The following is an 18,978-nucleotide window of genomic DNA, read 5'->3' on the forward strand; positions in this document are numbered from 1 at the left end:
TTTCTAAAGATGAAATATGAGCAGCACCAATTTGACTTTAATACTCTACGGGGGTATCGTAATGGTATCATAATGATTAGGGCGGGGGGACACATCATGAGTGAAGGGGCAAAGGAGCTGACTCTCCCAGTTGAAGGCATGACATGCGCAGCGTGTGCGGCACGAATAGAGAAGACTGTTTCACAACTCGAAGGAGTTGAGTCTTGCAATGTAAATTTGGCGTCTGAGCGGGCGCAGGTTCTTGTTGGTCCAGGAACCGATTGGCGGACGGTGAAAGCACGTATCGAAAAGACAGGCTATGGCGTTTCGACAAGGAGAGCCGAATTTAAGATCGGCGGAATGACGTGTGCCGCCTGTGCGGCGCGGATTGAAAAAGTTGTTGGTCGAGCAGACGGTATCGAGTCGGTGCATGTGAACTTAGCGTCCGAAAAGGGCATGGTTGAGTATATCCCTGGGATTATCGATGAGTCAGGAATTGTGACGAAGATTGAAAAAGCAGGGTACGAAGCAACCCCAATCCGAAACGTGGATGAGGCTGACGACCGAGAGCGAAAGCAAAAAGCATATCGCCGCGATGTATTTACATTTTGGGGTTCTGTCATCCTGACCATCCCGCTTGTCGTACAAATGTTCGTTATGCTGTTTGGTGGCGCGGCGTTCATGCCAAATTGGGTTAGCTGGATACTTGCTACCCCTGTACAGTTTTATGTAGGCTGGCGTTTCTATAAAGGTGCGTATCATTCGCTTCGTGGTGGCGCCGCCAACATGGACGTGCTGGTGGCGTTGGGGACATCGGTTGCTTATGTATACAGTGCTGTTCGAACCGTGATGGGTTACCCAGACACATACTTCGACAGTTCTGCAACCGTCGTTACACTTATCTTCATGGGCAAGTTGCTTGAAGCACGCGCCAAGCATCAATCCAGTTCTGCGATTGAGACACTTGCCAATATGGCAGCGAAAGAGGCGCACGTGGTTCGCGATGGCACGGAATTTGATGTGCCTGTTGAACAACTTCGGATTGATGATGTGGTTCGTGTTCGGCCCGGAGAAAAAGTACCGACGGATGGCGTCATCGTTGAAGGGATGACAAGTATCGATGAGTCTTTTTTGACTGGTGAAGCCGTACCCGTGACTAAACAACAAGGTAGCGAAGTCTATGGTGCCACAGTCAATCAAATGAGCGCATTTACGATGCAAGTCACTCGTGTAGGTTCGGATACTGCACTCGCGCAGGTCATTCGACTGGTCGATCAGGCGCAGGGATCGAAAGCTCCAGTACAGCGATTGGCAGACAAGATTTCGGGGGTTTTTGTTCCTACGGTACTTGGTATTGCATTAGTGACGTTCTTGCTGTGGGGCATCTTCGGTACGTGGAGTCATGCTCTGATTGCCGCTGTCGCTGTTCTAGTCATTGCGTGTCCTTGCTCGCTCGGCCTTGCTACACCAACGGCGATTATGGTCGGCACTGGCCTTGGCGCTGAAAACGGCATTCTGATTAAGGGTGGCGAGTACTTAGAACTGGCGCATAAAGTCAATGCAATGGTTTTGGATAAAACGGGGACGATCACGGAAGGGAAACCAACGGTTACGGATTTAATACCTACAGAAGGCATCGAACCGAATGATGTGCTGCATTTTGCTACATCTCTTGAAGCGCAGAGTGAGCATCCGCTTGCTCGTGCCGTTGTCGAGCATGGGAGAAAACAGGGCATGAAGGCGTCAACAGTAAGCGGCATTGAAGCGATTCCTGGACGAGGTCTCGTTGGGGCAGTCGACGCTAAGCGCGTATTGATTGGAAATGCAAAACTGCTCGAAGAACATGAAATCTATGATTTTGACCGCAGTCTGGTAGCTGGCCTCGAAGAACAGGCAAAAACGGCTGTGTATGTTGCAGTCGAAGGCAAGTGCATAGGCGTGATTGGGATCGCAGATCAGATAAAGGCAGATGCCAAACTCGCGGTGAATGAGCTTCGGCGCTTAGGCATCGAAGTATGGATGATTACGGGTGACAACGAGCGTACTGCAAAAGCAGTGGCAAAGGAAGTCGGTATTGACAACGTGCTGGCTGGCGTACTACCTGGTGATAAGTCAGCACAGGTACAAGCGTTGAAGAAATCTGGCCATATCGTGGCGATGGTGGGCGATGGAATCAATGATGCACCAGCACTTGCCGCAGCAGATGTTGGTATCGCGATGGGAACCGGTGCCGATGTCGCCATTGAGGCGGCAGATATTGCGTTAATGAAATCTGAGACGTACGGGGCAGTTCAAGCCATTCTGTTGTCACGCTTGACGATGAAAAAGATCCGGCAGAACTTGTTCTGGGCGTTCTTTTACAACATGCTCGGTGTTCCGCTGTCCGCGTTTGGTCTGCTCAGTCCAATCATTGCGGGGGCCGCGATGGCGATGAGTTCGGTTTCTGTCGTGTCAAACAGTTTGCTGTTGAAGCGCGCACGTCTCTCGGTGAAGGGGGATGGTATCTGAAGCAATTGCCTCAAGTAAAACAACCGTTTCATCGAAATTTTAGGAAGGATGGTGGATATCATGACAACAACGACAATCGCAGTCAAAGGGATGACATGCGCTGGTTGCGTGAACTCTGTCTCCAAGGCGTTGAATTCTGTGGAAGGGGTTCAAAAGGTAGACGTGAGCCTTGAAAAGAACGCTGCGACAGTGACATTTGACGATTCGAAAGTACAGGTCGAGAACTTGAAGATCGCCATTGAGGACGCTGGATACGACGTTGCCTAAGCGAATCAACACATCAGACTGCTCGGCATGATTGCCGAGCAGTCTTTATAGTCATACACCCACTGATGTGGGGGTAAATCGCGGAATTGAAGAATTGTCCGATGCCGAATGAATATACATATAGGTGGGGGGTACACTTATATGAGTGTTCATTCGGCTTTGTTGGCCATAACGAGTTTTATTGGTTCTCTAGTAGGTTTTTATGTCTGTTACCGGACACTCATTACTTTAGAACAGGTTGCTGAAACAGCGAGAATGCGCATTTGCATGATGAATACCATGGCATTGGCTTTTATTTTTGCTATGTTCGTTGAGTTGGCTACAGGGAGTAAAAGTCTCGCTGTACTTGTGCCATTTATATCGGTCTGTGTGCCTATGGTCTGGGGAATGAAGGAGTTTGGCATTCTGGAAATTGGGGAAATTGGCATCACATCTCTGATGAGTATATCTATGAGCGTCATGTTGCTTGGAATGGTGAACAATCGTGTGGTTTGGCTGATACAGATGTGTTTGTTACTCGTTGAAATGCTGTTGTTCTTCGCAGTGACCAATGTCTTTCCTCGTGAATGATGGCTCAACTCATCGTTCTGTATTCACCGTCCGTTCATACAAAGATGTCACAATATAGAATGATGTAAGTAAGGCCAAGGATACGTCACCCCCACGGAAGAAAGCTACATCGTTTCATTCGTGTGACAGACGAAGGGAAAGGAATTTTGGATGCGGCTATAGACCACTTATACATACTCTTCAGGCTCACTCGCAGGAAGACCTTTGATGAGCGTCCCAAGAAAGACGTCAAATCTCGCACCTGTCCCACCCAAATCAGGTCCGCTCTCTTCCATGGAAATCCAACCCATCACTGAAATGATAAATATATACCAACTCTGCTCAGCCATACTTGAATTGACACCTGAATGTTCAAACGCATCGATTATCGCGTCGCGAAACCGAGTGAAGGCCTGCGCATTGTGACGATGGGGACGCACCATGAGCGTCGCGAATCCTCGGACCTGACGGAATTCGTTGTACATTGCCCAAGCTAATCGATATATCCTTTTTCGCCAATCAGTTCCATCCAAAACGCCGACAGAGAGAACACGTTCCACCAGCGTTTCACTAATCAAATGGAGCAATTCATCGCGACTCTCAACCCAACGATAGAGTGCACCATGTGATACACCAAGATAATCAGCTAGTTCGCGCATCGTTAAACTTTCCAAATTTCTTTGTAGTGCGGCGGCGACAATCAACTCGCGGCTTAGTCGTGGCGGCCGTCCGCGAGTGGTTTGAATTTCTCCAGTCATTTTCATATCTATAGTTTATCATAGGGACCTTTCTACCTGCCAATGCGGAAAGTGTGCGCATCGGAAGCAAGATGCAAATCCGTGAACAGAACGATATAATTATTGACCAATGGTCACTAATTTGTTAACCTCATTTTGTACTACACTCCGTCGAACAGAAGATTCAAAACAGAAAGTGGTGTTCACAAATGCGCATGCTGCAAAACTCCAATCAAAAAATAACGGTGCCAGTCGTCTACATTGCGGCGATGTTTATGGCTGTGATGGATACAACCATTGTCAACGTGGCATTACCGACCATTGCCCATCAATTTCACACTCGTCCCGGCGAAGTTGGTCTGGTGTCTAGTTCCTATCTCATCAGCTTGACGATTTTTATCCCCGTCTCTGGTTGGTTAGGGGATCGTCTAGGCGGTAAGTTTGCATTATTAGGATCTATCGGGGTGTTCACAATTGCTTCAGCCCTATGCGGCATGTCTACAAACTTTGCAATGCTCGTGATATTCCGCGTCTTTCAAGGAATCGGTGGCGCGATTATGACGCCTGTTGGATTATCCATGCTCTTCCGTGTTTACCCACCAGCTGAGCGCGTCCGTATTGCAGCGTTGATCGCGATATTTACAGCGATAGCACCAGCTTTGGGACCGATTTTAGGAGGTATCTTCACGACCTATTGGTCTTGGCGCTTGGTATTTTTCGTCAATGTTTTAATCGGTATAGTGATTTGTCTTTATGGCTCTTTGCAGCTCACTAGACACACGCAACATCATCCAGGGAAATTCGACTGGCAAGGTTTTTGTTTGTCCGGTTTGGGTTTGGGGATGGCGATGTACGCGATATCTGAAGGGTCTATTATCGGTTGGTCTAATCCTGTGGTTTTATTTACACTCATCATCGGTGTCGTGTTTCTTATCAGCATGGTCATTATTGAAAACAGGTCCCACCATCCACTCGTCAATTTGCGCCTCTTTCGAAATCGACTGTTCACGATTTGCACCAGTCTTTACGGCCTTGCTTCCATATCCTATCTAGGTGCGCTGTACTTATCTGCGCTATTTTTGCAAGATGCACAAGGGAAATCTGCTCTGCAATCTGGCCTAACCATATTCCCATCAGCTGTTGGCGTGGTGTTAGGTGGACAAATTGTAGCAAGAAAACTCTATAGACGTTTTGGACCTCGTCGTACTGTGGTTGGCGGACTCCTCATCATCACAATTACCCTAGTCTTCATGTCCAGCGTAACGCTTCACACTAATCTATGGTACATACGCCTTATTATGTTCGGACTTGGCCTTGGTGTTGCCGCAGTATTTATCTCCTCACAAACGGCGTCCATGGCAACCATTGATAAAGTTCGTACAGGACAGGCTTCATCTATTTTCAACTCAAGTAAGCAACTCGGAAGCGCTATAGGTGTTGCTGTATCTACAATACTTTTATCCTCATTGACTGATCATAACGTAACGAATACGCGTACGACTGTGCACTTACTAGGTTATCACGTTGGTTTTCTTGCCGGCGCTTTAACGGCCGCTTTGTCTCTTGTGGTTGCACGAATGCTCCAAGATGATGACGCTATCCAATCGATGACAAAGGCCAAATAGAGGCGAGCGTCAAACTAGCACACCCTGTGTGATAACGGTGCTTATCGATTTTAATTGGATACATTAATAATCCCCGTAGCTTCGCTGACGGGGATGTTGACGTGCTCTGCTTTTGTCGTTCGCTTTTGGATCTCCTCTGTCTAGAACTGAAAGGCATGTTCCGACACTCCGCTGATGTCCGGCAATCGCCAATTAGTGTTTTTTTCTGCTTAAAAAGCGACGGGTAACGAGATGAGTCCCTGTGCGGTCAGTCCGGAACTCCAAGTAAGATTCTCTCTCGGAACGTTCAATCGTAAATTGGGCATGCGTCTTAACAAGGTTGAAAAGGCAATATCTCCTTCAACACGGGCTAAAGGTGCGCCCAAACATGTATGGATACCATGTCCAAAGGCGAGATGACGCTTAATGTTGCGAGTGACGTCGAGTTCGTCTGCGTCTTCGAATTGGTTCTCATCCCGATTCGCCGATTTCACGACGCAAATCACCATTTCTCCTTTTTTAATCTCTTCACTACCGAGCACGATATCTTCAGTGGCGAAGCGCGGTCCTACGATTGTGGACGGCCCGTTGAAACGCAGAAGTTCTTCAACAGCTGAAGGCATCAGTTCAGGGGCGGTCTTAAGTTTCTCCAATTGCTCCGGATGATCCAACAACATCAAGGTACCAGTTGCAATCAAGTTTGATGTCGTTTCATGCCCGGCGAAAATCAGAAGCGTGATCATTGAAATGAGTTCCGATTCACTGAGCCGATCTCCCTCGTCTTCGATGCCAATTAAATGGCTAATCAAGTCGTCACCAGGGTGCTGTCGTTTATGGGTAACCAGTTGGGATGTATATTCGCCGAATGCTCTCATGCTCTCTACTACTTCGGGATCTGGTTTGCCTACACCCAGACCACGGGACAGTACCCCCGACCACACGTGGATTTTATCTAAGTCCGCTTGAGGAACCCCAAGCATCTCGGAAATAACGCGAATCGGTAGCGGATAGGCGTAGTCTTCGACGAGATCCATGTGGCCTTGCCCCTGAACGCGATCAAGCAATTGGTCCGCAATTTCTTGCACTCGCGGCCGTAAGTCTTCCATGTATTTTGGTGTGAAGGCCTTGGATACCAGTCCGCGCAGGCGTCGATGATCCGGTTCATCGACAAATAGCATCGACTTGCCGGTAAAGAAGGTGGACGGTCCAGATGATTTTCCGCTTTCCGTCAAGTTTTCCCGAATTAGACTTTCGCCATAGATAGCGGTCGGATCCACTGTAAAGTGGGCATGGTCCTTGAGGACCTGAGTGACCTCATCTGTACGTACGACCATCCATGCTTGGATGTCCCTGCCGCCGATTGGAAATGGTACACGAACCACCGGGCCCTTTGCTCGCATCATCGCAAATATGGGGAATAGGTTCCCCGGAAGACCTCCGTTTTCACTAAACAGATTGAATGTTGGATGCTTTTGATTTGAAGTACTCACAGTAATCTTCCTTTCTGGTTACATCTGTGATTGATTGCAACATATTCGTAATTCGGTTTAATATGCTGTCCAGCCAGCATCAGCGGTCATAACAGTGCCATTCACAAAGCTTGAGTCGTTTGATGCCAAGAATAGCGCGACTTTCGCGATCTCGCCCGGATTTCCCGCCCCCATTCCTGAGTCTGCCTCCGTAACAACGGTTACCTTACAACTTCACAATTCATTCCGATTTGGTTAATATTTCCTAATAAAAAGCAAATAGCAAGTACCGAACAATTAAACGACACAGCATCTATAATTAGGGTATAGCCTGGAGAAATTTCATTCAATCATTAAAATAGCTGTAAATGTCGATTAGTGGACAGAAATGAGCTGAGTGTTGTGAAATTTGCGAAGAGGTTATTTGTTTGAATCACGTCGATCCACACGTAATTCGCACAGAGCGTTTACTAATAGATGCACTTACGAACTTAATTCTTGAGGAAGGATACGACGTAGTCAATGTTCGGAAAATCGTTCAGAGGGCAGGTCTCAATCGGTCTACTTTCTACCTCCATTTTCGCGACAAGCAAGACATATTGGGTTGTGCATGAAAGAGGTATATTGACCGAACTAGCGGAGGCCGTGAACAATCCAACATACACATATGAATTCGCGATGCGCGAGATGATCTCGATTAGCTCAAAAGGAAGGCGCCATTTGGTTTTCATTCATCGTTCTTATGCCATTCATCGCTCTTATGATCGAACTTTTGATTCTATACTTCTAGGGTATTTTACACTTAACTTTTTGCATCTGATCCGAAAAATACAGTACCAATATTACAGTGTGCGTTTTTCCATGTCGTAACGGTTGTCGAGTTGTATCTCGATATTGATCCGAGTGCCGTCCACAGTCCGAGCATGGATGTCTATGATTGACTTCTTGTCTTCCACATATCTTGGTCCAAGCGCAGGGTTATGTATTTGAATAGAAGTAAGCTATTGTTCCGCACATATCAATCCGTTCAATGATCTGCTTGAGCAATCGGTTTTTCTCCTTGGGCTGACTGCCAGGCTGTTTCCACACATCCTGTAATTGCTAAATTCGCTGACGCCTCTCTTGATCGGATATCGTTCAGGTGCTCAATGTCGTTTTCTTTCTTCACAATCTGGTCCTTTTGATCATCCAGCCGCGCCAGATATTCCTGCTTGGTCAAGTGTCCCCATTATGGGGCGAGGAGCAAGGCATAAAGAACTTAAACCGGATATTCAATGATGCAATAGATGAAATCGAGAAGAAACAGCAGCTATGTCAAGACAAGGCAGAGGCTTGAACAGTCGGTGCTTTTTGATGCCTTCGTAGAGGAAGGGGTATACTGACTTCGTACCATATTTTTCTTTGACGAAGGAGTTGCGGTCATGTCCGATAAGAATAGAAAGCCGAATCGGTTGATTCACGAGAAGTCTCCGTATCTTCTCCAACACGCTTATAATCCGGTCGATTGGTTCCCGTGGGGCGAAGAAGCGTTCCAAAAAGCCGCGAGGGAGTCGAAGGCTGTGTTCCTGTCAATCGGCTATTCGTAGCCCTGCGGGGCTATGAATAGTGCACCCTTAAATAGAGTAATATATCGACCTGTCATTGATGCCAAGTCCATATATTACTCTAATGGAGGAAGATGGAGAGATCAGAGTATATGATTACTTTTTGAAACATATATTTACTGATAGGTATTCATCCATAAAATATCGGGTTAATTTTAATTTATAACTTCGCATAATCATTCAACAATGAAAAAATCAACTCAAATATTGATTTGTAAATGAAAATAGAATGGGAAAAGGCTAGTGCTATCGTTCTCTCTATAACAAGGGAACCTGGGCACTAGCCTTTTATAGTGAGAGTGTCCAAAATCATGTTCACTGGGTTTGGCGTCGTTGCAATTGTTCAATCTCTGTGACACTCAGTCCTGTGAAAGTTGCAACATCCTGCCTGGACATTCCTTTACTCAACATATGCATGGCAACTTCGATTTTACCTTCCTGCTTACCTATTGCTTTACCTTCTTCTATACCATCTTCCCGCGCACCATGAATACTTGAGTTCCAGTCGTGTAGTGCTTTCTGACGGGCTTCGTACAACTCTCGGATTTCTTTATCCTGACTCAAGAATTCGAGCGTCGTGAGCGCCTTTTGAATCGCTGGTTCCTTCATCGCAATCTCCTCCATTTTCTCTTTCGCTGGTCCTAACAAGAACAGCATCCAGCGCACCAGTTTTCGTTGTTGACCCTCGGCGATATCTCGTAGCTTTTCCAATTCAATCATATGGATTTCGATGTCATCCGTGAGGATGAGTCCCGTATTATCTTCACGTAGGTGAAATGTATTGTGATAACGCTCATTGTCAATATAATTAAACCCAAGGATGTTAATCGTCACTGTGCGACAGAGGCTCCGATAAATTTCACCCTGCACCAATTGGCTTCCATACAGTTTGGACCAATAATAGAGCGTTCTCTTTTCCATATCTTTCTGATCCCGCAGCTGGATCTCAATGTTGATGATGGTGTGGTCAGCAGTCCGGGCTTTGATGTCGAGGACGGATTGTTTGTCATAGACCGCCGTCTTGTCGAGAAACGGGTTCAGGATTTCAATCTCGGTCACACCGGGTTCATTGGCCGACTCGAAAATCGCATTCAGAAAATCGATCAGAATATCTCTGTTTTCCTCGACGCCGAATATGCGTTTAAACACGAAATCGAGACTTGGTTTGAGTAAATCCATCATCATCACCTATCCGAGTTTGATCATACCACATGATCCGAAAAATGTTCATCTGCTTGCTTGTCTGTTCAGCGGAACTTCACCTTCACATCGATGCGATAATTATCCCGCACATACTCAATTCGCTCAATGAGCTGCTTGAGCAATCGGTTCTTTTCCTCGGGATGACTATCGAGTCGTTTCCACACATTCTGCAACTGCTCGATCCGTTGCAGCCGCTCGTGATCCGATACCGGGCCACCGACTTGCAGGGTTTCCTTCAGGTGCTGAATGTCGTTTTCCTTCTTCACAATGAGATCCTTTTGGTGGTCCAACCGTGTCCGGTATTCCTGCTTGGTCAAGTCTCCAGAGACATACATGTCCTTGAGCCGAGCCACACCCTCGTGTAGTCCTTCCAACTCGGTTTCCTTCAAACGCAAGAGCATCTGCGGTGCCATGTCTGGCGTATCGGTGATTTGAATCGGTCGAGCTCGGATTTCTTCTTCGTAGTTGCGAAGACTTTCGATCACGGCGAGATCGACATGCTCCACATCGGTACCGGGATTGCCACATCGCTTGCCAAATGGATCGATCTTCTGGCACTTCTTCACGAGCAGTCTTCCATTCTCTTTCGGCTGAAACTGATGGGCAGCCCCACACTTGCCGCAGTAGATCAAGCCGGAATAAACGTAAGTTCCGTGTCGGGTTCGTTTTGACTGGATGCGGCGCTGTTCGAGCAGCTTCAGAATCTCTGCATGTTCCTCCAATGTTTTCACTGCAGGGTGGGCGTTCTCCACAATGACCCAGTTCTCACGTGGATTGATACGAAATGGCGCGGTTTTTCGATTCTTGTGTAAACCGCCGCTCGTCTTACCGTAGATGATTCGTCCGAGATGCACCTCATTGATGGCGAGTCGATACACCACACTCTCTTGCCACAGCTTGCCTTTGGGGGAGGGGATGCCCATGCGGTTGAGTTCCCAACACACTGCGGCGCAGGATTTGCCATCCAATAGGCGCTGTTTGATGAGATTGTAGATGTCCAGTTTATCTGGATCGGGTTCGAGACTTCGCGCCTCTGAGTTGTAGATGTAGGGGAAGGGGGCAGGACCGTTCGTCCAGTGACCGAGACGAGCGCCGATTTTCTTGCCGCGTTGGAATCGTTTCTTGATCATGCGGTATTCATACCGGGCAAACACGCCTTCGATATCGGTGATGAGTTCCTGATCCTCATCGTTCAGGTCGTATACCCGCGAGGGAGTAACGACGAGGGTGTTCGACTGTTGAAGGATTTTCTCGACCCGTGCCCGGTCCTCCTTGTCGCCACGACTGAGTCGATCATAGTCCATGACAACCACAGCGTCATAGAAATCGTTCTCCACATCTTTGAGCAGGCGTTTGAATTCGGGGCGATAGTCGATGCTGTCGGAACTGCCGATCTCACGATAGATGACGTACCGCCAGTTGTTCTTGCGGACGAGATCGGTGAGGGCGGTTTCGTGTTTGAGGAGCACGTCCTCTTCACCATCGGTGTCGTCGCGGCTTTTGCGCAGGTAGACAGCGACTTCGTAGATTTTCTTCTGTTCAATGATTCATCACTCCCATGCTGCTGGTGTGAGTTCGGGTGGTCACCATTGCATGACAGGGAATGTGTCTAGTGATGGTGGCTCCCGGTTGGAGGTCCATCTTCGCTCGGGTTGCGTGAAGAGTCAACGGCAGGAGATGGAGAAGAAGCTGGGGGCGAAAGACGCCATTTCGCCCCCCTGAATGCGAGAAGAAATCGTGTCATGGACAGACCTCTTGGGTCAGTTTTCGTCTGGTTTGTGTTCAGGATTTTCGCGAGGATGATTGGTCTGCACACATGAAATTCGTATTTTCTCCTCACAGACAGAGCAAGAGATCTCAATGCCATCTGGAGAGAGGGAAAACATATCCGGGTTGAGGATTGAGTAGTGACCGTTCGAGCAAATATAGGTGGGGTCGCACATCTTCATCACTCCTCTCTATGTGGATAGGGAAGGTCACTTCGGTTCGTCGTCCGCATCGACGACCCGATAGTAAAAGCTCGTTTCACGAGAGATGCGAAACGTGTATCCGTGCACGATTTTCGCGTGGGTGATGAGTTCCAGCGCCTCGGCCTTGCGCTGTAGCTTAATGCTACCTTCCTTGCGAACTCGGCGGACCATGTCTTGTAAATCGGCACTCTGCATGCCAAACGCCCCCTTTCTCAGTCGGACATCGTAGCTCTGTGTGGGGACCAAAGCAACGAGAATCCCTCACTTCGCCGGGCTGGTTGCTGGTGGAGAAGTCAACACCAGTGGTGGCGTAGGAATGAGCTTCGGTGGCGACGGGCTCACGAACCATAGCACAGGCAATGGCGTGTTTCGTTCATCAATGGTGATCTGAACGCGGTGACCATTCGCCATACCAAGCGTTTCACCAGCATGTATCGTCTGACCAGTTGTCACGCTCGGACGTAGTCCTTGTTCGATCACGATGAGCCCGTCATCGAGATCAAGCGTGACGCTTGTGTTTGTCACGGCTGTCACGGTACCTGCGTGAATTGCTCGAACGGATGTTCCTCTCGGGCTGTGGATAGAAACAAGGATGGGTTCATCCGCTGAATCTTCTTTCTCCGAAAAAGACACCTTGGCATCGGTGACTGGCCACACCCAGTCGGAACTCAGCGGGTTCCACGTCTGGTAGGTTTCCGCGAGTTGTAGCACCTCCTGTACATACGTCTCGGAGTGGTTGTACTGAAACACTGCTTGTTCCGGGTTCCTCGCGATCCCCACCGCAGACAAGTAGTTTGCGGCAGAAAAGATGGCATCCACCGGATCGTAGGGATCCGCTTTGCCGTCTCCATCCGCATCGACACCGTACTGTGCCCAAGTCGCTGGCTCGAATTGCATGAACCCGATTGCGCCTGCCGAGGAGACCGCCATGTCCTGCCCAAAGTTGGTTTCGACGCGGTTAATGGCCGCCAGCACCGCCCATGGCACGTAATATCTCGCGCCCGCCCGGTGATAGATCGGCAACAGTTGGACCGGGATGGGTTCCACGGTCGCTGTCGGTGATGCAGGTAGTGCGTTGTCACGGGATGAAATGACGACTCCAAGCATCATGATGATGAGCAGGAACAACAGGAGGACGATGACCAACCCCCAAACACCAAGGGTTGCCAATCCCCATCCCAGAATGAGCCGAACGGGTCGCTTCACGATCCGTCACCGTCACTGTTGCCACCCTTTGACCGAAATCGGCGGAACACGTTCTTCGCGAACCCATGAGCCTGATTCACAGATGTCGCCGTATCCCGCCAATGTTCACGAACGTACACCACCGAGGTGCGCCACATCTCGTGCGGCGTGGGCGCGCCGACTTTGGAAAGCACCGCACCCAGCACCCGCTTGCGGAACAAAAATGCCATGAAAAATAGCAGGGAAACGAGTACTTGCTGCAGGATGAGTAGTCCTGTGGTATCGGTGATCACGTCGGCGAGCAACAAGGTGAAACCGAAGTAGAGACCATAGACGACCTTCGTCCCGAGTGCGCCGATGAGCCAGCCAAGCCATGCGCGAACCAACCCGAATCCATGTCCGGGCAAGACTCCGACGAGAAAGACAATCGGGCAGACGAGAATAAGCGCAAGGGCCATTTCCTGGGCGGCCACCAGCATGCCTGCGATGACGGCGATAAACACCAGGAAGGCAAAGGATGCGACCAAGGAGAAGAGCGCGAGCACCATTCTCGGCACGACGCTTCCCGCGCCAAGGACATCTGGCATATCCTCGTGTCCCGCGTGGTCAAGGGATGGATTGCCGAGCGTCGTGGCCAGGATGGTGCGTTGTTGCGACCCATCCGGGTACTGGCGCATCAGGTCGATCCAGTTCTCCCCGACGGTCACGGGCAGAGAGACGTTGTCGGATGCCGCAGACTTTTCAATGGCCGTCGCCTCGGTGGATGTGACGGGTACTGGCTGTGTTTCGGTTTGGTCAAATTCCCCAATGACCCATGGACGTGTGACGAGCAAGTCCCAGACCTGATTGGCGGTCACCACCAACTCCGTGTCCGCCGCCTGCGTGGGGGACAGGGAAGACGAAGTGCCTTCGATCTTTTGAAATGGCTGTGCCAGTGCGCCCAACGTGACCTGCGACAGTTGGTCCATGGTGTTGGAGAGAAAACGGATGTCGGTGCCGGTGTTTGTCATGAAAAACAATCCGCCCGCCAGGACCGCGATGCTGGCGAGAACCCCCGACCACACGCGCGTCGCCTGGTTGTCGATCATGCCCTTTTTGACGGCCCAAAAACCAAGGGCGATCAGGCTGAAGGGGAGGAATCGACCAAACAGACTCTGGCGCAAACCAACCAGTAGCGGAATGACGGCAGCAAGTTGATCGTTCACGAGATTGGTGTGAAAACCGAGTTCGGCAAGGAAGATACCAAAACGCGTGACGAATCCGGCGCCGATAAAGATCCAGCTGGCGATGGCGTTGCCGAGAAACGGGATCGGATCATTGAGCGTCGGTTTCAGTCCACCCCATTGCCAGGTGACGAGGTTGTAGCCCAAGTCAAACGCGTATCGATCCGGCGGATAGGTTCGATAGGTCGGTGTGACTGTTGTGGACACGCCCATCTGCTGTTCGGTTGGTAGAATCTGATTGACCATCGATGGCGCTTCGACTTGCGTGGCGGCCATCACAGAAGGCGTGGTAGCCATCCCGGTGACCATAAAACCAAACAAACAAGCGGTGATAAGCGTCATCCTCATCCATCGTGTTCTCATGACGGACGCCCCCCATCGACAGAGGTATTGAACACGGTCAACAGATCATCCGGTGTCGGATCGACATGGATAAGACTGACGCGCCCCTCGATGTCCTTGAAGAAACAATCCCCGGAGCGCAGGCTGCGAAACGCTTGCCAGAGGGACGCTTCGTCCGGGTCGAGACCGAGCAGAATGGCATTGTCTCGGCTGGCGCGTGGGTCTTCGGTGCGAAAACAGAAAATGGACCCGAGATTGTTGCGCAGTTCCTCCTCGGCGATGTCCCCTGGATTTTGCGTAACGAGCACCGGGACCACGCCATAAGAGCGGCCCATGCGCACCGTTTCGTCAATGAGTTGCCGTCCTTCGGGGAACGAGCGTAACAACCACGTCTCATCGATGCCAAAGAGCTTCAGCCCGCCGAGCGCGGTATGAAACATCCGTTCCCGACCGAGCGCCGCCATCAGGTACATCATGCCGACACCAAAGCGCTCGTTCGGCGTGAAGTTGCCGGTTTCTCCAGGAACGCGCTTGGGTAATGGGAGTCCGGCGAGACTCGCGACCACGAATGGCGTCTCCGGCAATGCGCTGACGCCATTGTCCCTTGCAAAGACGAGGCGTCCGTACGGACTCTTGCGATAACCCTGCAAGCGGGTCAAACACCTGCGGGCCTCTACCCGCATCGCTTCATGACCGCCGGATTGGCTGAGTTTCTGCAGTTCGGTCATGACCTGGAACAGATCCCGTTTCGATGTGGAGAAGGTGCGTTCCACTGCGTCCATGAGGATGTCCGCGCGTTCGTCATTGCGTTGTCCGTCCAGTAACAGACTCAGGTAGTCGAGCGCGATGGCATGACTGCGTTCCTCACTCCGGGATAACCGGAACGGATTGATTTGTGTACGTGAACCAGCAGACAAGCGCAGAACTGTGAGGCCCTTGGCGACGGCGGGCATGTCCGCGAAACAGCCATCCTCGTCCTTCGGGTCAATCGAAAAGATACTTCCACCTCGATTGAAGGCGAGGTAGAAGAGCAGTTTCTTTAAGACCGATTTGCCGCCGCCAAGGGTGCCGACGATCCCGACTGCACCGCTGCGGTTGAGTTCCCGTGACATCGGGCGAGCGAGATCGAGTAGGACGGGCGTGCCTTGACGGGTGCGACCGATGTAATCACCCGTAGGGTCTCCGGCATCCCGGCTGCCGTGTGGCATACCCGCTGCCAGGTAACCAGGGTCCATCGGGAGCGACCAGGGTTTCTTCTCGATATCGGTGCCTGGCATGAAATCGTAAAAGCCGCGCGCCTGATCACCGGGTGAACGCACCACCCTTAGCCGCAGGGTGCTGCACAGTTGGGTGAATTGTGTGGCTCGGGCCTCCAGCGCTTCACGCGTTGGCGCGAAAATGGCATATGTGATCGTCGCGTGGACAAGCGGCATCCCGTGCTGGAGTTTGTGTTCCAGCAGTCGTCCCCGGTCTCCGGCCCATTCCAGCGTCATCGGCAACTCCCCGGTGCCGTCGACATATTCCCGCTGTTGATCCTTGAGCGCCTTGCGACTGCGTTCGAGACCTGCGGCTGCCGTATGCGGCGCTTCCAACGCCAAGTGAATGCTGCATTCGACGGGATCAGATAAATCATCGAGTCGATACAACCACTCTGAGCCAATGTCGGACACTTCTTCGGGCACATCGACGAGAAAGAAAAAGGTCTGCCAGCTCATCTGTGACCCGTCATCCTGATGGTGTACGACGAGCGTGCGCAGACGTTCTTCAATGACCGTATTTCCCGCCACGAGGATCGGCAAAGACTTACGCGGTCTGAGCCACACCTGCTCTCCTCGAACGGCGATCTGATAGCTGGGTTCAAGACCAAGGCGCGGTGCATGCTCATGCACGATGGCCCGATGGAGCGGGTGGCAGAGCAACCATTCGATGTCCGAACTGATTAATCGTTCACCGCCGAGGGAAGCGCGAACAGTCTGCGCCACCAGGGTCTCGGCAGAGAGGGTATCCTCCAGCACCTGACGGTTCATCTCCCCGGACGGAACCACGATGAAGCGCTGTTGCAGTGATTGCCCGATCCCTTTGACGAATGCGCCCACTGACGTGAGCGCCCGTCCCGGTGCGGCCAGATCGAAGTCCGGCATGGCAAACCGGGATTTCGGAAGCTTGACGAGCAAAAATAGGGAACGACGCCACGGGCGTTGCCTGGATACCTTTTGGATCACGGCTTGTTTGTAACGCTCAAATTCATCCCCGCCCGGATGATCCGCTTGAAAGAATCCGGTCGGGCGAATGTCATCGGTGAGAGAGAGCAGATGGCAAGCGCCACGATGGGCATGCAGGAACTGGCGCAGACTGTCCACCATGGCACGTTTCTTCTCCTGGGACGCAAACGCATAAGGTTGCTGCGGGATCCGATAAGCAGCCCAAGCCTGGCGCTTGATGTCAAAGAGCACGTTTTGTTCGTAGTAGAGGACGGGGAACTTGGGATACGTCATCCGGTTCCCCTCCTCGTGTGGGTTCGGACGGACGCATCCGCTGCGGTGAGGGTCAGATCCGCTGGCTCCGTGATCGCCCATTCCCAAGTACTTCTCTTGCGCCTGGTGCGTACTTCCTGATATCGCAGTGCCTGTTTGTCGGTGAGTGGCGTGAGCGTGAAGCGCTGGCTGTGCGTGTGCCAACGCAGTCGCGCTTTTGGATACACGCGCAGGGTCGTCCCCGGTTGCAAGCGCCCGGCGATCGCTTCCGCGTAAAAGAAACGCAGTCGCTGTCCATCTGGCAGATCGACGGTTTGATAACGCCTGCCGGACAGGGACCACTTGATCGTGCGGCGGGCACGTGGCAGCGACACGTACTCGAAGCGACGGACAGTTTTCTTCCGTATCAGAAAGCGCAGGATGTCCCGCAGATAGGCCGAGGTCGATTTGCCTGCCGGGTCGAGCTTGTGCAGGGTGTACGCCAGGGCCGCAGGACCGACACTGAGGGTCAGCGCGGGTCCGACGGGAGAGATCCAGCGAAGGAGCGGGATCACGTAATAGAACAGAAGAAACAAGAGAAACACCTGTAGCCAGAGCAAGATGAGATCCTGATCAATCGGCATCCAGAGACGGATGTCCCCGATCTGATAAAGAACTGTTTTCATTTTGAACAGGCTCCGATAGGCATGGTAAACCGCCCGATCCGCGCGCGGGTCGGCCATATGGATCACCTTCCTTTGTCCGCTGGTGCGTCAGGAACTGAGGCTGATCCCCAGTTGTTTCAACAGGTACTGTGCGAGAAACTCTGCGATCGATGGGAAGAAGACGAAGATGGCCAGGATGCAGGAGAGGATGATGTGTCCCCAGAGCCGATTCTGCTCCCCATGCGCATAGAGCCGGACACCGCGATAGACGGCGACACACAAAAAGATGGCCTGAAGTGTATGTTCGGCCCACGTGATGCCAGTGCTGATAAAGTCCATATCATTCACCTCCTTGAGACTAAACGTTTGAACGTGAACTTCACGTAGCCCAGGAAGAAATACTCGCCCATCAAACGCCGCAGAGTCCTTCACATTCTTCGAGAAAGTCCGGTTCCACACCAAGCTTCTGCTTGAACTCAACCTGGTCGAGCGGTTGGAGCGACCGATGCAGGAAGACATCGCCATGGACCGTTGCTAAACGCCGGATGGCATGATCAAAGGCAACGGCCTCCGCAAACTCATCCGGTGCCCATCGTTTCATTCGAGACCAGTAGGCGTCGTCGTGATAGGGACATCCGATGCAACTGGATTTGGGCGGTTCGGGGTAACCGTGTTCACGCAACCACTGCAAACAATCATGTCGAGACAGGCCCAGGTCGATGAGCGGGTAATGGTTCACTTGCCATGGGATCCGAGCGGTTTTCACTCGATAGATTTCGTCCGTGGTGATGCCTTGCCACATACGCACCGAATGCTTCATATGTTGCCGTGGGCGTAAGCCAATGGATTCCCGCACCGTCCTGGCAATCGGATCGATCTTGAATTCTCGTGTACATTGTCTCCGCAAGCGCCCGGCCTGACCGCCTGGATTGCGAACAAAGAAGGGAATGGCAGCAAATCGTTTTCTTCGAACCGGTCCCGCATTCTGCAAAATAACATCACGAAGATTTCCTTTGGATGTGGTCAAAAGGGGAATCCCGGAGCGTTCTGCCTGTGTTTTCAAAAACGTCAGCCAATCGTATACAGCTTTGGGCTCCCAACCCGTATCGGCGAAAATGGCCACGTCCGGTTTGGGGAGATCACCATGGATGGACATGAGCAGAATAGTCGAGCTTTGCACACCTGCGCCAAGTGATAGAACATCGGAAATCAGCGGCATA

General features: G+C 51.2%; 18 protein-coding genes and 2 pseudogenes. 6 read left to right on the forward strand and 14 right to left on the reverse strand.

The genetic code is table 11. From position 1 onward, the window contains the following. The first annotated feature begins 96 nt into the window (after positions 1 to 96). The 3 genes from ACFSB2_RS08710 to ACFSB2_RS08720 all read left to right on the forward strand — a co-directional run bounded on the left by ACFSB2_RS08710 (position 97) and on the right by ACFSB2_RS08720 (position 3,324). Positions 97 to 2,487, forward strand: a complete 2,391-nt coding sequence (locus tag ACFSB2_RS08710; protein ID WP_377942648.1) for a heavy metal translocating P-type ATPase — start codon at positions 97 to 99, stop codon at positions 2,485 to 2,487. Between the two features lie 60 nt (positions 2,488 to 2,547). Further along, entirely contained in the window at positions 2,548 to 2,754 is a 207-nt protein-coding gene (locus ACFSB2_RS08715; RefSeq protein WP_377942649.1) for a heavy-metal-associated domain-containing protein, read from the forward strand. A 141-nt stretch (positions 2,755 to 2,895) separates the two neighbouring features. Then, positions 2,896 to 3,324 carry a hypothetical protein gene (locus tag ACFSB2_RS08720; protein ID WP_377942650.1) on the forward strand — a complete coding sequence of 143 codons (429 nt, stop codon included), beginning with the start codon at positions 2,896 to 2,898 and terminating at the stop codon, positions 3,322 to 3,324. A 167-nt stretch (positions 3,325 to 3,491) separates the two neighbouring features. Here ACFSB2_RS08720 and ACFSB2_RS08725 read toward each other — a convergent pair whose 3' ends face one another. After that, positions 3,492 to 4,067: a TetR/AcrR family transcriptional regulator gene (locus ACFSB2_RS08725; protein WP_377942651.1), complete on the reverse strand. Its 576-nt coding sequence runs from the start codon at positions 4,065 to 4,067 to the stop codon at positions 3,492 to 3,494. Positions 4,068 to 4,249: 182 nt separating this feature from the next. Here ACFSB2_RS08725 and ACFSB2_RS08730 point away from each other — a divergent pair, with 182 nt between their 5' ends. Further along, on the forward strand, positions 4,250 to 5,665 hold the full coding sequence (locus ACFSB2_RS08730) for an MDR family MFS transporter (protein ID WP_377942652.1): 1,416 nt from the start codon (positions 4,250 to 4,252) through the stop codon (positions 5,663 to 5,665). A 209-nt stretch (positions 5,666 to 5,874) separates the two neighbouring features. Here the strand turns inward: ACFSB2_RS08730 and ACFSB2_RS08735 are convergent, their stop codons facing one another. Beyond that, on the reverse strand, positions 5,875 to 7,134 hold the full coding sequence (locus ACFSB2_RS08735; protein WP_377942653.1) for a cytochrome P450 family protein: 1,260 nt from the start codon (positions 7,132 to 7,134) through the stop codon (positions 5,875 to 5,877). Between the two features lie 57 nt (positions 7,135 to 7,191). Then, positions 7,192 to 7,302 (reverse strand): annotated as a pseudogene (locus ACFSB2_RS08740) (SDR family oxidoreductase); the annotation flags it as partial. Between the two features lie 239 nt (positions 7,303 to 7,541). Here ACFSB2_RS08740 and ACFSB2_RS08745 point away from each other — a divergent pair. Further along, positions 7,542 to 7,727, forward strand: coding sequence for a helix-turn-helix domain-containing protein (locus tag ACFSB2_RS08745; RefSeq protein ID WP_377942654.1), 186 nt, complete (start codon positions 7,542 to 7,544; stop codon positions 7,725 to 7,727). 228 nt (positions 7,728 to 7,955) lie between these two features. On the opposite strand, the gene ACFSB2_RS08750 is transcribed toward ACFSB2_RS08745, so the two are convergent. Both ACFSB2_RS08750 and ACFSB2_RS08755 read right to left on the reverse strand, forming a co-directional pair. Next, positions 7,956 to 8,105 (reverse strand): PD-(D/E)XK nuclease family transposase, encoded by a 150-nt coding sequence (locus ACFSB2_RS08750; RefSeq protein WP_377942709.1) that lies wholly within the window; start codon positions 8,103 to 8,105, stop codon positions 7,956 to 7,958. 35 nt (positions 8,106 to 8,140) lie between these two features. Then, positions 8,141 to 8,332, reverse strand: a complete 192-nt coding sequence (locus ACFSB2_RS08755; RefSeq protein ID WP_377942655.1) for a hypothetical protein — start codon at positions 8,330 to 8,332, stop codon at positions 8,141 to 8,143. Between the two features lie 202 nt (positions 8,333 to 8,534). On the opposite strand from ACFSB2_RS08755, the pseudogene ACFSB2_RS08760 reads away from it, so the two are divergent. Further along, a pseudogene (locus tag ACFSB2_RS08760) lies at positions 8,535 to 8,696 on the forward strand (DUF255 domain-containing protein); the annotation flags it as partial. A gap of 336 nt (positions 8,697 to 9,032) precedes the next feature. Here ACFSB2_RS08760 and ACFSB2_RS08765 read toward each other — a convergent pair. The 9 genes from ACFSB2_RS08765 to ACFSB2_RS08805 form a co-directional block, all read right to left on the reverse strand. Next, a complete protein-coding gene (locus ACFSB2_RS08765; protein ID WP_417281885.1) occupies positions 9,033 to 9,899 on the reverse strand; it encodes an Rpn family recombination-promoting nuclease/putative transposase in 867 nt (288 codons plus the stop codon). 65 nt (positions 9,900 to 9,964) lie between these two features. Then, positions 9,965 to 11,467, reverse strand: a complete 1,503-nt coding sequence (locus ACFSB2_RS08770) for a recombinase family protein (RefSeq protein ID WP_377942710.1) — start codon at positions 11,465 to 11,467, stop codon at positions 9,965 to 9,967. A 429-nt stretch (positions 11,468 to 11,896) separates the two neighbouring features. Beyond that, positions 11,897 to 12,085, reverse strand: coding sequence for a hypothetical protein (locus ACFSB2_RS08775; RefSeq protein ID WP_377942657.1), 189 nt, complete (start codon positions 12,083 to 12,085; stop codon positions 11,897 to 11,899). 66 nt (positions 12,086 to 12,151) lie between these two features. After that, positions 12,152 to 13,096: a lytic murein transglycosylase gene (locus tag ACFSB2_RS08780; RefSeq protein ID WP_377942658.1), complete on the reverse strand. Its 945-nt coding sequence runs from the start codon at positions 13,094 to 13,096 to the stop codon at positions 12,152 to 12,154. Then, the gene (locus ACFSB2_RS08785) at positions 13,093 to 14,661 is read right to left on the reverse strand and encodes a hypothetical protein (RefSeq protein WP_377942659.1); all 1,569 of its coding nucleotides are present in this window, start codon (positions 14,659 to 14,661) and stop codon (positions 13,093 to 13,095) included. The genes ACFSB2_RS08780 and ACFSB2_RS08785 overlap by 4 nt, the downstream gene beginning before the upstream one ends. Continuing rightward, a complete protein-coding gene (locus tag ACFSB2_RS08790) occupies positions 14,658 to 17,135 on the reverse strand; it encodes an ATP-binding protein (RefSeq protein WP_377942660.1) in 2,478 nt (825 codons plus the stop codon). The genes ACFSB2_RS08785 and ACFSB2_RS08790 overlap by 4 nt, the downstream gene beginning before the upstream one ends. Continuing rightward, entirely contained in the window at positions 17,132 to 17,836 is a 705-nt protein-coding gene (locus tag ACFSB2_RS08795) for a TcpE family conjugal transfer membrane protein (protein ID WP_377942661.1), read from the reverse strand. The genes ACFSB2_RS08790 and ACFSB2_RS08795 overlap by 4 nt, the downstream gene beginning before the upstream one ends. Before the next feature lie 30 nt (positions 17,837 to 17,866). Beyond that, entirely contained in the window at positions 17,867 to 18,097 is a 231-nt protein-coding gene (locus tag ACFSB2_RS08800; protein WP_377942662.1) for a hypothetical protein, read from the reverse strand. Between the two features lie 70 nt (positions 18,098 to 18,167). Next, a complete protein-coding gene (locus ACFSB2_RS08805) occupies positions 18,168 to 18,977 on the reverse strand; it encodes a hypothetical protein (protein WP_377942663.1) in 810 nt (269 codons plus the stop codon). Position 18,978: the final 1 nt, after the last annotated feature.

Source organism: Alicyclobacillus fodiniaquatilis (assembly GCF_042678105.1).
Lineage (GTDB): Bacteria > Bacillota > Bacilli > Alicyclobacillales > Alicyclobacillaceae > Alicyclobacillus > Alicyclobacillus fodiniaquatilis.

Bases quoted from the DNA above. Each gene is read 5' to 3' on its own strand.
- ACFSB2_RS08710 (WP_377942648.1), top strand. From the start codon at position 97: ATGAGTGAAGGGGCAAAGGAGCTGACTCTCCCAGTTGAAGGCATGACA.
- ACFSB2_RS08795 (WP_377942661.1), bottom strand. From the start codon at position 17,836: ATGGCCGACCCGCGCGCGGATCGGGCGGTTTACCATGCCTATCGGAGC.
- ACFSB2_RS08775 (WP_377942657.1), bottom strand. From the start codon at position 12,085: ATGCAGAGTGCCGATTTACAAGACATGGTCCGCCGAGTTCGCAAGGAA.
- ACFSB2_RS08800 (WP_377942662.1), bottom strand. From the start codon at position 18,097: ATGGACTTTATCAGCACTGGCATCACGTGGGCCGAACATACACTTCAG.
- ACFSB2_RS08720 (WP_377942650.1), top strand. From the start codon at position 2,896: ATGAGTGTTCATTCGGCTTTGTTGGCCATAACGAGTTTTATTGGTTCT.
- ACFSB2_RS08785 (WP_377942659.1), bottom strand. From the start codon at position 14,661: ATGAGAACACGATGGATGAGGATGACGCTTATCACCGCTTGTTTGTTT.
- ACFSB2_RS08805 (WP_377942663.1), bottom strand. From the start codon at position 18,977: ATGCCGCTGATTTCCGATGTTCTATCACTTGGCGCAGGTGTGCAAAGC.
- ACFSB2_RS08730 (WP_377942652.1), top strand. From the start codon at position 4,250: ATGCGCATGCTGCAAAACTCCAATCAAAAAATAACGGTGCCAGTCGTC.
- ACFSB2_RS08725 (WP_377942651.1), bottom strand. From the start codon at position 4,067: ATGAAAATGACTGGAGAAATTCAAACCACTCGCGGACGGCCGCCACGA.
- ACFSB2_RS08715 (WP_377942649.1), top strand. From the start codon at position 2,548: ATGACAACAACGACAATCGCAGTCAAAGGGATGACATGCGCTGGTTGC.
- ACFSB2_RS08765 (WP_417281885.1), bottom strand. From the start codon at position 9,899: ATGATGGATTTACTCAAACCAAGTCTCGATTTCGTGTTTAAACGCATA.
- ACFSB2_RS08790 (WP_377942660.1), bottom strand. From the start codon at position 17,135: ATGACGTATCCCAAGTTCCCCGTCCTCTACTACGAACAAAACGTGCTC.